Annotated in this window: 11 protein-coding genes; 6 read left to right on the top strand and 5 right to left on the bottom strand. The window is 54.6% G+C overall.

The features are described from left to right. Positions 1-3: 3 nt before the first annotated feature. On the bottom strand, positions 4-591 hold the full coding sequence (locus VHE34_RS09900; RefSeq protein ID WP_325587274.1) for a DoxX family protein: 588 nt from the start codon (positions 589-591) through the stop codon (positions 4-6). A 39-nt stretch (positions 592-630) separates the two neighbouring features. Between VHE34_RS09900 and VHE34_RS09895 the strand changes: the two genes are divergently transcribed. Continuing rightward, positions 631-1,155, top strand: coding sequence for a DUF6933 domain-containing protein (locus VHE34_RS09895; protein ID WP_414709868.1), 525 nt, complete (start codon positions 631-633; stop codon positions 1,153-1,155). Here the strand turns inward: VHE34_RS09895 and VHE34_RS31115 are convergent. The 3 genes from VHE34_RS31115 to VHE34_RS09885 all read right to left on the bottom strand — a co-directional run bounded on the left by VHE34_RS31115 (position 1,042) and on the right by VHE34_RS09885 (position 3,578). After that, the gene (locus VHE34_RS31115; protein WP_414709867.1) at positions 1,042-1,410 is read right to left on the bottom strand and encodes a helix-turn-helix domain-containing protein; all 369 of its coding nucleotides are present in this window, start codon (positions 1,408-1,410) and stop codon (positions 1,042-1,044) included. The genes VHE34_RS09895 and VHE34_RS31115 overlap by 114 nt on opposite strands. Before the next feature lie 168 nt (positions 1,411-1,578). Beyond that, entirely contained in the window at positions 1,579-3,159 is a 1,581-nt protein-coding gene (locus tag VHE34_RS09890; RefSeq protein ID WP_325587270.1) for an ArnT family glycosyltransferase, read from the bottom strand. Between the two features lie 131 nt (positions 3,160-3,290). Continuing rightward, positions 3,291-3,578 carry a hypothetical protein gene (locus VHE34_RS09885; RefSeq protein WP_325587268.1) on the bottom strand — a complete coding sequence of 96 codons (288 nt, stop codon included), beginning with the start codon at positions 3,576-3,578 and terminating at the stop codon, positions 3,291-3,293. Between VHE34_RS09885 and VHE34_RS09880 the strand changes: the two genes are divergently transcribed. Further along, complete coding sequence (locus VHE34_RS09880; protein ID WP_325587266.1) at positions 3,577-5,187, top strand: TPR end-of-group domain-containing protein; 1,611 nt, start codon at positions 3,577-3,579, stop codon at positions 5,185-5,187. The genes VHE34_RS09885 and VHE34_RS09880 overlap by 2 nt on opposite strands. 5 nt (positions 5,188-5,192) lie before the next feature. Here the strand turns inward: VHE34_RS09880 and VHE34_RS09875 are convergent, their stop codons facing one another. Further along, a complete protein-coding gene (locus VHE34_RS09875) occupies positions 5,193-6,566 on the bottom strand; it encodes a hypothetical protein (RefSeq protein WP_325587264.1) in 1,374 nt (457 codons plus the stop codon). Positions 6,567-6,717: 151 nt separating this feature from the next. On the opposite strand from VHE34_RS09875, the gene VHE34_RS09870 reads away from it, so the two are divergent. The 4 genes from VHE34_RS09870 (at position 6,718) to VHE34_RS09855 (ending at position 12,046) form a co-directional block, all read left to right on the top strand. Continuing rightward, on the top strand, positions 6,718-8,817 hold the full coding sequence (locus tag VHE34_RS09870; RefSeq protein ID WP_325587262.1) for a tetratricopeptide repeat-containing sensor histidine kinase: 2,100 nt from the start codon (positions 6,718-6,720) through the stop codon (positions 8,815-8,817). A 17-nt stretch (positions 8,818-8,834) separates the two neighbouring features. Further along, positions 8,835-9,590: a LytTR family DNA-binding domain-containing protein gene (locus tag VHE34_RS09865; protein ID WP_325587260.1), complete on the top strand. Its 756-nt coding sequence runs from the start codon at positions 8,835-8,837 to the stop codon at positions 9,588-9,590. A gap of 111 nt (positions 9,591-9,701) precedes the next feature. After that, positions 9,702-10,220 carry a hypothetical protein gene (locus tag VHE34_RS09860; RefSeq protein WP_325587258.1) on the top strand — a complete coding sequence of 173 codons (519 nt, stop codon included), beginning with the start codon at positions 9,702-9,704 and terminating at the stop codon, positions 10,218-10,220. Between the two features lie 374 nt (positions 10,221-10,594). Then, the gene (locus VHE34_RS09855) at positions 10,595-12,046 is read left to right on the top strand and encodes a hypothetical protein (protein WP_325587256.1); all 1,452 of its coding nucleotides are present in this window, start codon (positions 10,595-10,597) and stop codon (positions 12,044-12,046) included. Positions 12,047-12,061 lie beyond the last annotated feature (15 nt).

Raw genomic sequence — 12,061 nt, 5'->3', positions numbered from 1 at the left:
CGCTCATTTCATTTTAGGATTTGTGCCCCTGCTCACAAAAACCTTCATTCCGCGAAAATGGAGAAAGAGAAGGACGACAAGGAAAACTTGCAACACGAGCGATGGTGTCGAGTTCGAAAAGGGATCGGGCATGTTCCGCGCAAAATAATTGTGATAATGCGTGTAGGTCGCGCCGGCCATGTCGACACTCAAAAGCAGTGCAGCAAAAAAAGTCGTTTGCCGAAAGAGCACCCCGATCCCGCCAATTCCCTCGAGTAGCTTGATGAAGATCATAAACGCTTCATTGTATCCCAGCATCACGAAGACGGCCGCGGCCGCTTTTATGTGCAGAAAGGAACCGAAACCCGGGATAAACGTGGTGGCGATGAATATCCTGGCCCATCGGTCAAAGGAGGGGAGATATTGGTTGGCCAGCTGTTTTACCGTTGTCCGGCGGACGGGCGCCAGCCAGGTAAACAAGAGCCACGCCAACAACTCCCCCGAAAGGAAGAAGTTCGGTGCATAGTAGCCGGTGTATTCGAAAAAGGCGAACCGCTTCGCGTCGATGAAGCCCAGCACGAATCGACCGAATCGTATCTTTCCAATTGCCAAATCATCCGAAAAGAGTAAAATTGCAGGCAATTTAAACAGGTGATCATTCTCCACTCCGTCCAGAAACTATTAAACACATCAAGGCTTGAGGCTGCCTTATACATCAGCAAGCCTCATCCGGGGCAACGTTTGCATAGTTGGTACGCCCGGCTTTTGCCCAGTGGGTTTCCCGGTAAAATGATGGTGATGTATGTGCATGAGCCATCACTGATGGTCGTTATCTGCAAGGGAAAGACGATACAGGGCACCTGGCCGGACTTCCGGGTCCGGTTGGAGCAGCTGCTATCGAGGTTCCGGTTCCCCGCAACCTTTATCAAGGATGAACTTGCCTACGCTGACGAGTACATCGTCTCGAAGACCGGGAGCCGATCCATGCTGGCTTTTATGAACCGGATCGTCTTCGAACTGAGTTATCAATGCAGTCAGTTTCCGGATTACGACAGCATTTCTTTAACCCGACTCGAAGACTGGTTGATGGATCGGCTGCATCAGACCGGCAAAAAGCAAGGCGATTATAGCAGTCCTCTCAAATACTGGCAGCGCGAGATCGGCTTCGCATCGTAGTTCGCATCCGCGAGGAACCATCTGTGCCTTAAATAAGGAGCCTTGCCTAATACGAAAAGTACCTGCGCGTAGGCGCATGCTTACATGCGTTGCACCTTTCTCTACCTGCCATAAGGTGGTGCGCATAATTCCAGCCCGTTCAGCAACTTGCGTCGTCGTCAATTTTCTGCGCAGCCGGCCCAGCTTTAAATTTTCACCCAGTTGAGCGAGGATCTTCTCCAACCGGGGCAAAACAAAACTGCTTTTGCTTACCATAATGTCCAATATAGTGGGCAAATATCAAAAACTTTCGCCGCCATGTTCCTGGCCTCTCCAAGGGAAAAATATTTCCAAAGTCCATAGACCAGCATTTCCTTCTCCATATTCGCGAACGCTCCGAAAGTACGGTCAAATGATGGAATGACCTCAATGCGCGCATATAGCTCAATGCATGGTACCACCTTTCTCGAGGGCGTTCGGCTTCAGCGTCTGAACGGTTCCCTGCGCGGTGGTCCGCAGCCTCTCCCGGTCGATCTTCTCTTTGAATGCTTTCCGGAACGCATCGCTGGGGCCTTTCAGCAGCAGGATGAGCGAGCCGTTCTCGAGCGCATACGGGTTCGCGATGCTGTCCACCAGCCGCACCGATTGGAACTCCCGGATGAAGGGGTGTTGCATCTCCTTTCTGTCGTCTGTGACGAGCAGGAGGACGTCGAACCGGTCGATGTCCCGGGGCATCCAATAGAGGAAGCTCGCGTTGGCGCTGTAGGCCGGCGGCAGATGGTATTTTGGGCCGTAATAGTTCACCGCCCCCGCTTCTCCGTAATTGTCGCAAAACAGCAGCGTATGCGCCTTCTCGGTGCTGTCGAGGCAGGCGTAGGCTTTGGCGACCTTTTGCGTCATCTCCTCCCAGGACAACATATCGGCGAAGTCCTGCGGCAGGGGATGGTCACGCTGATCTTCCCAGCGGAGGAGACCCACTTTGCGGGCGAGCGGGTGATGGACATAGTATTCGGCCAGGGTGGCCGGGGCCTTGAAGGGCAGGAGCAGCGGGACCAGGCGGATGCCGATAAAGAGCGAAAAGGCAAGCATGCCGATCCTCCACCATTTGTTGGCCCAGGCTTCCAGCCGCACGGCACCAAAAGCGAACAGGAGGGGATAGGCCCCCTGCGAGTAATAGCTTTTCCCGTGCCCCACCACCAGTAGGGCAAGGGTCACGACAAAGGCCCAGGCGAGGAAACGGTATTGTCTTGTACGCGCCGTCCACACAAGGCCGGTGACCCAGACAAAAAGGGTGGCCACATTGTACAGGAGCTGGTCGGACAGGAAGGACCCCGCGCTGACGTACTGCAATTGGTTATCCTGCAGGGTCTTCATGTGATAGACGATGGGGAAGCCGTGGCGGGCCTCCCAGAGGAAGTTCGGCAGGAAAAGCACCAAGCCTAACAGGAGAGCAAAATAGAAATGCCGATTGGCAAGAATCTTTTTGTCCCAGGTCAGGAGGAGGCCGGCCAGCAGGCCGGTGGCATAAAAGGCCATGGTGTATTTGGCGAGCAGGCCCAGGCCCAGGCCGATGCCTGCGAGGTAGAGGTGGAGGGGCTTTCCCGCCTGGGCGAATCTCGTCAGCCCGTAGGCCATCACCGTCCAGAAGAAGATGTCCAGGAAGTTCGGCTGGAAGAGGAAGTGCATCCGGAGCCAGGCACCCGTCACGAAGGGCAGCCAGGCCAGGACCAGCGCAAACCAGCGGCCGCCCAGGTGCAGCGTCATCCGGCCCACCAGGAGGAAGGTGCCGGCGCCTGTGAGGGAGGGCCATAGTTTGATCGCCCACATCGCGCCGCCCAACCCGTTGGTCAGCCACGCGAAGACCGATAGCAGCGGCGGCGCCTCCATATAGCCCCAAGCCATATGCCGCGCCTCCGCCAGGTAAAGGAATTCATCCCGGTGGGGACCCCAGACAGGGTCCTGGAGAAAGAAGGGCAGGATGAGCTTGATCCCGGCGAGCAGGTAAAGGAGATGGTTGGGTTTCATGGGGAGAAGGTAAAACGTTCCGGGCGCATGCGCGGGACATTTTGACGAATGGGACAAAATCCTTGACCTTCGTCCGCGGAAAACAGGTGTTTTTCCCGGTCCGGTTGCAAATAAAATAGCCCTACCTTACATCATCTCCCCACCATCCACTCGGACAGTGTCTGACCGGCCTTGATCGTCACGCTGGGGGCTGACCTTCCAACCTTGTCCCATATCGCGGGCCGGGCCTGCTCCGTCCCGGTGGTCGCCTTTCCCCCGGCGCCTTTAGCGCCGTTGAAGTTCTCCGGGCTGATGCTCCGGCTGCGAGCCGGCGACAACCGAAACAAATTTGAAAGATTGGATTCGACGCCATTGAAAGGAGTTTGGGCGAACACCGGCGAGACGAAGGCCGGCAAGACGGGCAGCAACAATCGTTGCATGGAGAAGATTTTGGTATCCCTAAGATACATCGTTAAATTTATCGTGCATATTCAAAATGCCCGCGTGATGAATTTCACCAAAGGATGGAAGTTCGCCGGACGAATAAGGTTCAAACTCCTGAATACCCGGATCGTTATCGCGTCCCTGGTGCTCATCGGGTCCATTGGGTTCCTTTGGTTCCGGGCATCAAGAGCAAAGCGACCGGGAAAAACCGATGGTTCAACCGGCAACCCGTCCATTGCCGTCCTTCCCTTTACCAACGTCAATAACAACCCCGAAGGGGTCTATTTCAGCGATGGGCTGGCCGAGGATATCCGCAATGATCTCGCCCGGATAAAAGGATTGAAGGTCTGCGCCCGGGCCTCCTCTTTTCACTTTCGGGGTAAGCTCACCGACGTCCGGCAGGTGGGAGTACAACTAAAAGCCAATACCCTATTGGAAGGCAGCCTGCAGACAGTGGATGATCGGATCAAGGTCGATCTCCAATTGATCGATGCGCGGACCGGCGACCCGGTCTGGACCGGGGAATATAGTGAGAACATGGAAAATGTCGGCGAACTCCAGGGAAGGATCACCAGGGTCATTGCCCAAAAATTGTCAATCGAACCGCCGGTAACATCGCCGCCAGTCCCGGCAGCAAAGTCCACGCACAGCAAGGAAGCTTATGCCTGCTACCTGAAAGGCCGTGCCCACTGGAACCTGCGTACCTTTTCCGAACTGCAAAAAGCGATCGGCCTGTTCCGGCAGGCCATTGCGCTGGACTCCGTCTATGCCGCGGCCTGGTCCGGAGTTGCCGACTGTTATACCGCCCTGGGTTACGGGAGTTTTATGGCGCCGCGAGAGGCATTTCCAAAGGCGCTGGAAGCCGCCACAAAGGCCTTGCAGATGGATTCGACGCTGGCCGAACCCCATGCGTCCCTGGGCTATTACAAATTCTATTATGAATGGGATTGGGCAGCGGCCGAACAGGAGTTCAGGGCCTCGATCGCCAAAAATGCCAACTACGAACTGGGCTATGATTGGTATGGCTATTATCTCACCGCGATGAGAAGATATGATGAGGCCCGGATCATTTTGCAAAGGGCCGAAGAACTGGACCCGCTTTCCGTAGCCATCAGCACCGATATGGGTTTTAGCTTTTATTACGGCGGCAACTACGATCAGGCGATAACGGCATTGAAAGCATCGCTGCAAAAGAATCCCCGATTCGGGCTTGCTCATCTTTGGCTGGGCCGGTCCTACCAGGCGAAGAAACAGTATCCGGCGGCGATCACCGAATATAAGGCGACCCTGGAAACCACCGCCGGCTGGCCCGTTGCCCTTGCGGCCATCGGCGATGTGTATGGGGAGAGTGGTCAACCGGAATTGGCGCGCCGGGTCCTGGACACCTTGGGTTACCTTTCATCAGGGCGGTTTGTCACCGCGTATGGCGTTGCCCTGGTCTACGCTGGCCTGGGCGAAAAAGAACAGGCCTTTGCCTGGCTGAACAAGGCCTTTGACGAGCGGTCGAACTGGCTGGTCTGGCTAAAATCCGATCCGCGATGGGCGCCCATCAGCAGGGACGCCCGATTTGCAGAAATGGTCAACCGGGTCGGCTTGCCCAAATGAGCCGCCTACAGGAAAAATTGGTATTGCAATACATACTGGCTCTTGCGGGCGGCATCCCGGATCAACTGATTGCCGGTGAGCGTATAGGTAGGCCGGTTCTGAACGTCCAGCGTCAATTTACTCTTATTCCCGCTGAGGAACCAGTTGATCCCAAGATCAAAAACGATCATTTGCCGATCCAGCCGGTCATAGCTTGCGGTTTGGATGGTGCCATAGGGCTCCAGTGCGCCGTTGTCCTTTCCCAAAAAACCCTTACTCAACAAATAACCCCATTGCGAGTAGACGACGTGACCGGTGCCATACATGGGCAAGGCATTTCCCTGGCCTCCGGCTATATAGGTTGCGGAGGCCGCAGGTCCATCGGCCGGGTTCATCACACCGATATACCGCAGATAACCCGGACCATATTGCGTGTCAAAATAGCCAAGATAGGCGCTAAGGGCCGTGCCCATGCGCTTATTCACCGGTGCATCATAATAGACGGCCACCGACCAGCAATTCAAGGGATGAACATTCACCGTCTGCCCCCCATCCGGACTCGACCAGGTGGCCCCTTTCTGGGTAAGGCCGCCGACCTCGAGATTCAACACTTTCTTCTTTCCATAATAGGTACCCGGCAGATAGGGTGTGGTATGCGGCTCCCGGTCAAAGAAATTCCAGATGAGCAGGGCCTGGTATTGCGGATCATTCCCCTGCTGAGCGAAATTGGAGTTGGGGGTGGTGGGATTTCCGGTAGGAAGATTGGCCACGCCGGCGGTGGTAATCGGAAAGGGATCACTGAGGATCAGCCGGTAATCCAGCCTGCCCAACTGGCCACGGGCATACGCACTCAATTTTCGGCCAAACTGATCGGTGAGATCGAAGGTGGGGAAAGGGAAAATAGGGACATCCATCGAAAGGATATTGAGCAGCTGTGGCTGAGTGAATCGGGACAACCCGCTGATGATGGACAGTCCGCCGCCGATGATCAGCACCTCGCTGCCCTTCTTGATCCGGTATTCCGCGAGGGCATCCTGGATAAACGGGGTAAACTTTCTGGGTGACAGGTAATTGAAGTTATCCTGGCCAAAATGAAAATAGAAAAAGGCGTGGTCCGTCACCTGGCCGTACCACTGGCAGCGGATCCTCCGGATGCCGATATCGAACGTATGGGGAGCAGGCTTTTTCAAGACGGTTGTCCCGGGGTTGCTCTCGTTATAGCGAAACCAGAGTTGGCCAAGAACGGTGAATTTCAGATAATGGGTTCCATCGGCATTGAGATTGAGCCGCAGCTCCTCCATCTCCTTCCTGCCGGCGCCGAGCGAATCCTGCGCAAACAGATGGGGTGGGAAAGCCAGGGTGACCATGGAAACGACGGCGATAACGGCATTCTTTATCATGGCGGGGATTAGGGGTTAAAAAAGGTGGAGTCCTCAAATTAGTGTGTCGAACGCGTGTGACTTCCCGGAAATGAGTGAATGGGGACCTTGAACGAGTGTTCAGCAAAATTATAATTATCTTTAATATAATCATCACCTTTTAAACCCGGTTATGCCTGGACCTGTTCATCGTTGCGGGTTGGTTTTGTTGTTGCTTTTTTTTCATCAACTCTCCCAGGGGCAAAGGGCTAAGATCGAAAGCCTGAGAAAGGTTTTACCCTTCCTGCAAGGCAAGGCCCGGGTGGATTGCATGAATACCCTAAGTCTTGCCTATACCTATCTCGACCTGGACACGGCCAGATCGTATGAGCAGGAAGCCTATGAGGCGGCTACGTCGCAGAATTATGCCCGGGGGATCGGGATGGCCCTGAATAATAAGGCCCGGATTGCCGGCATCGGCGATCACAACTACCCGCTTGCGGAAACCATCAGCCGGCAAACGCTGCAGTCCTTTAAAAGCGGCAATGATGAAAGAGTCCTTGCCGAAACCTGGATGAACCTCGCGCTTGCCCTTTTTTGCCAGGGATATTTTGATCGCTCGGCGGAGGCCTGTGACTCGCTGATCCAACTGGCCCAAAAAGCAGGGGACAAGATCAGGCTGGGCGAAGCCGAGGCCATGCTGGGTTCCATCCATTTCGAAACGGGAAGCTATGAACAGTCTTTTGCAGCCTACAATCAAAGCCTGGCGGTGTTTGAAAGCGTCGATGATTCCTACAACACAGCGATCCTCCTCGCGAAGATCGGTGACCTCTATTGCCTCGCCGGCGATGACAAGACAGGGTTGAAATTCTATTTCCAAAGCCTGCAATATCCGCTTGGGCCTACCATTGTCTGGCATCCCCTGGCCGACCTCGGCGATACCTATTACTCGCTGGAGCAGGATGAGGCCGGCGCAACGGAACGGGAGAAATATATCCAGACCATCAAATCCATGACCATCCGGAGCAACTATATGGCCTATCCCAGGGTGAAAAAAGCCGAGTCGCTTATCGGATCAACCGACTATCCCCGGGCGCTTGCCCTTCTCAACGAAGATCTGCAACGTTCAAAACAAGGAAACGACCGGAACCAGCTGATGCGCTTGTTGTTCGACCTGGTAAAGGCCTACGAAGGCCAGGGGAATGATCAAAAAGCCTTTCAGTACGCCCGTGAGCTGTTGGAAAATGCGCGTAACTACAAGGCAAAGCAATACCTGCTCTCGGGCTATAAACTGCTGTACACGCTGTACGACCATCAGCACCGGGCGGATAGCTCATACGCCTACTTCAAAAAGTACACGACCCTGAAAGACTCGATCGCGATCGGCGAATTCGGGAAGAAGATGGAATTGTATACAGCCGAGAAAGAGAACGAGCGAAAGCAGGCGCAGATCGAACTGTTGAACAAGGAAAAAAAGATCGGCGAACAGCGATTGCAACTGGGCAGCCAGCGGCTGAAAAGCGAGGCCTTTCAAAAGAAGATGCTGATCATCGGCGCCGCGGTACTGGTCCTGCTCGGGGTCTTTCTATTCGGCTATATCCATCTGAAACGGAAAAATGAGGCCATCCGTCATCAAAAACAGGCGCAGGACCTGGAGATGCAGGCCCTCCGGGCTCAAATGAACCCGCATTTTATTTTCAACTGCCTGAATTCGATCAACCGGTTCACCATCAGGCATGACGCAGCGAAGGCCGCCGACTACCTGACCAAGTTCGCGAAGCTGATCCGGATCGTTCTTCAGCAATCGGGGCTGCCCTTTATCCCGCTGGAGGAGGAGTTGAATAGTTTGCAGCTGTATATGGATCTCGAGGCGCTGCGGTTTGAGCAACCCTTTCGATACAGCATAGGAACCGGGGACGTCCCTGTTTCCGATATAAAGGTACCGCCGCTGCTCTTGCAACCCTTTGTGGAGAATGCGATCTGGCATGGTTTACATCCAAAACAAAATGGACCCGGCCTGATCCGCATCGATTGTACCCTATCCGGTGAACACCTGGATTGCCGGATCTCCGACAATGGGGTCGGCAGAGCAAAGCCGAATGGAACGGCGCCCGGCGGCAACGGGGAAAAGAAAACTTCTCTGGGGATCAAACTCACGCAGCACCGGCTCGAGCTGTTCGAGACCTCGCTGAAGGAGCGGAAGGCCGAGATCACCATCACCGACCTGACCGATGAGCAAGGGGAAAGTGCGGGTACGAGCGTGCTGATCAAAATTCCTATCCGATCGGTCTAAATCCATTATATTTAAGTATGCTTCGGGTAGTGATCGTTGACGACGAGCAGCACTGTTGCGACAACCTTCAATGGCTGTTGAACGAGTATTGTCCCGGGGTGGAGGTCGTGGGCGTGAGCAATGGGGCGGAAGAGGGTCTGCTGCAGATTCGCCAACTCCAGCCGCAGTTGGTCTTTCTCGATGTGGAGATGCCGGTAACCGATGGCTTTGCCATGCTGGAGCGCCTGTCCGGGATCGATTTCGACCTTATTTTCACGACGGCCTACGATCAATATGCCATCCGGGCCATCCGGTTTGGCGCGCTGGATTATTTATTGAAACCTGTTGACAAGGATGAATTACAGGCGGCCGTTGCAAAATCCCTCCACCGTCCTTCCCCCAACGCTCTCGATCGTCAGCTCGCCGCCCTGCTTACGCATGTCAGGCAAAACAATGCCGGTATCCAGAAGATCGCCTTACCGACCCTGCATGGATACGAGCTGGTGCCCGTCGACGATATCCTGCTTTGCGAAAGCAACAGCAATTATACGGATATCCGGCTGACTGACGGCCGCCACTTCCTGATCTCCCGGACGCTTAAGGAAGTCGAGGAATTGCTCGACGGCGCGCCTTTTTTACGGGTTCACAATTCCTTCCTGGTGAACCTCGATTATGCCATCCGCTATATGAAGGGAGAGGGCGGTTCCCTGGTTTTAAAGAATGAGGTTACTGTTCCCGTTTCCCGCAGCAAGAAGGAAGAATTGCTGAAGCGCATCACCCATCTCCCGGCCTGATCGCGCCAAACGCTCGTTCATTTCCGCAGTCCGCTCATTGGCGGATTCCGGAGCCGGTGGTTCGCCTTAGATTTAGGTGAACGATCAAATAATCATCAAAAAACTATTGTTATGAAAACAAGATCCACGCGGTCCCGTAGGATCGCCTTCGGAGTCGCCTTCGGGCTGATCTGCCTGGGCATCGGCTGCATCAAGAATCTTCCTTTTGGCGGCAGTACGCCGGTGAACCCCAAACCGGTGTACGATCTCGATGTCCTGCTTTTGGGTTTGTCGAATTCAGAGGGGACCGGCTTTATCAAATTCCGCCAGGATCCCGATTCGGCCGGCATCATCACCCTGGCTACCTCGGTCAACCATCTGGAGCCCGATCACGCCTATATCCTCGAACGGGCGGTAAACCCCTTTGCCGATACGACCGGTTGTTCCAGCACGGCCTGGCTAAAGCTCGGGGCGGGACTGGCGCCCTTGTCGATCCATACCGATGCGCACGGCAATGGCGATGCCGGGCTCTGGCGGGATGTTTCCGCGATCCCGGCAGGCACGGCCTTTCACATCCATTTCCAGGTGGTGGATTCGGCGAGTTCGGCGACGGTGTTGGTCAGCGACTGTTATAATTATGTGGTGAGATGAGCTGGTCGAGTTCGAAAAGGGATCGGGCATGTTCCGCGCAAAATAATTGTAACAGTGTGTGTAGGTCGCACCGACCATTTCGATGCTCAAAAGCAGTGCGGCAAAAAACAAGATCATAAACGCCTTATTGTATCCCAGCATCAATTCAACGGAATGGAAGAGAAATTCAACATCCCGGATACGCATAACGGTTGATTGAAAAATTATTTGGCGTTTAAATAAAATTAACAGAGCTTTAAATACTTCTTCCCATTCTACCATCTCAACACTGAGCACTTCCTGATTCGTCCTCTATCTCAACGTTAGTGTAACTATTTTACCTTGCCATGAAGGTGCAATTGACCACTGCACCCGACCCAAACCGTATTGTCTTCATGCGACGCCGACTGCTGCCAGCCCTTATTCTATGCATCAGCATCTGCCTTGCCCATGCGCAGGACAGCAGCTCCACGATCGACAGGATCACCAACTTCCCCAACAGGCTTTTCGGCAAAATAAACAAAAAGGCGAACCGCCTTGACGAAGACCTCACCCAACAAACCGAAAGATATCTTCAAAAACTCGCCCGGCAGGAAGCAAGGCTACAAAAACAACTACAGCAACAGGATTCTTCAAAGGCAGCCGCCCTGTTCGCCAACAACCCCCAACAACATTATCTCGATCTCATCCAGAAATTGAAGAGCCAGGGCCCCGCGGACATCCATTCCATGGGCCCCGAATACCTGCCCTATGCCGACTCCCTCCAGGGCACGCTTTCCTTCTTAAATAAGAACGGACAATACCTCAACACATCGAAAGTCCTTCCCGCCGAGGTCGCCAACTCGCTCGCCAGCCTGCAACAGCTGCAATCAAGGCTGCAAAGTACCGAGGAGATCAAACAGTATATCCAGCAGCGCAAAGAGCAGATCCGGCAATATCTTTCCGGCTACCAACAATTGCCGGCCGGCGCCGGCGCCATCCTCAACAACTACAACAAGCAGGTCTTCTATTGCCAATCCCAGATCCGGCAATACCGCGAGATGCTGAACGATCCGGACAAGATGCTGCGGGAGGCCCTGGTGCTGTTGAACAAACTGCCCGCCTTCGCCGACTTCATGAAACAGAATTCCTTCCTTGCCGGGCTGTTCACCGTGTCACCCAACTACGGCTCGGCGGACGCCCTCGTAGGCCTGCAATCCCGGGACCAGGTGCTGGCGATGATCCAGAGCCAAATCGGCCAGGGCGGACCAAACGCCGCCTCGACGATTCAAAGCAGCCTGCAGACCGCGCAACAGGATATCACGAACGTGCAGAACAAACTCACAAAACTCGGCGCGGGCAGCGGGGATATGGACATGCCCAATTTCAGGCCCAACACGCAAAAGACGAGATCATTCTGGCAACGGTTGGAATACTCCACCAATCTCCAGACCCAGCATGCGGCGTACTACTGGCCCAGCCGGACGGATTTTGGGCTCGCGGTCGGGTATAAACTGAGCGACAACGCCTCCATCGGCATCGGCGGATCGTATTCCGTCGGCTGGGGCACACCGATGCAGCATATCCATATCAGCCGGCAGGGCGGCTCCCTTCGTAGCTATCTCGACGTGAGGGCCAGGAAGAGCTTCTTTGTCAGCGGCGGCTATGAACGGAACTTCCTGCCCCCGGCCTTACCGGGCGGCAGTTGGATCTCGCAGCCCAGCGGGTTGATCGGCATCAGCAAGATCGTCAGCATGCGCTCGAAGGTGTTCAAGAAGACCAAGCTCCAGTTCTTCTGGGACTTTTTGAGCTATCAGCAAGTTCCGAAGACAGCCCCTTTCAAATTCCGGGTAGGTTATAATTTTTAGATCTCTCAATCCCAT

Origin of the sequence: Puia sp. (genome assembly GCF_035546395.1) — a bacterium.
Taxonomy (GTDB): Bacteria; Bacteroidota; Bacteroidia; order Chitinophagales; family Chitinophagaceae; genus Puia.
This window is presented reverse-complemented; position numbering and strand designations above follow the sequence as displayed.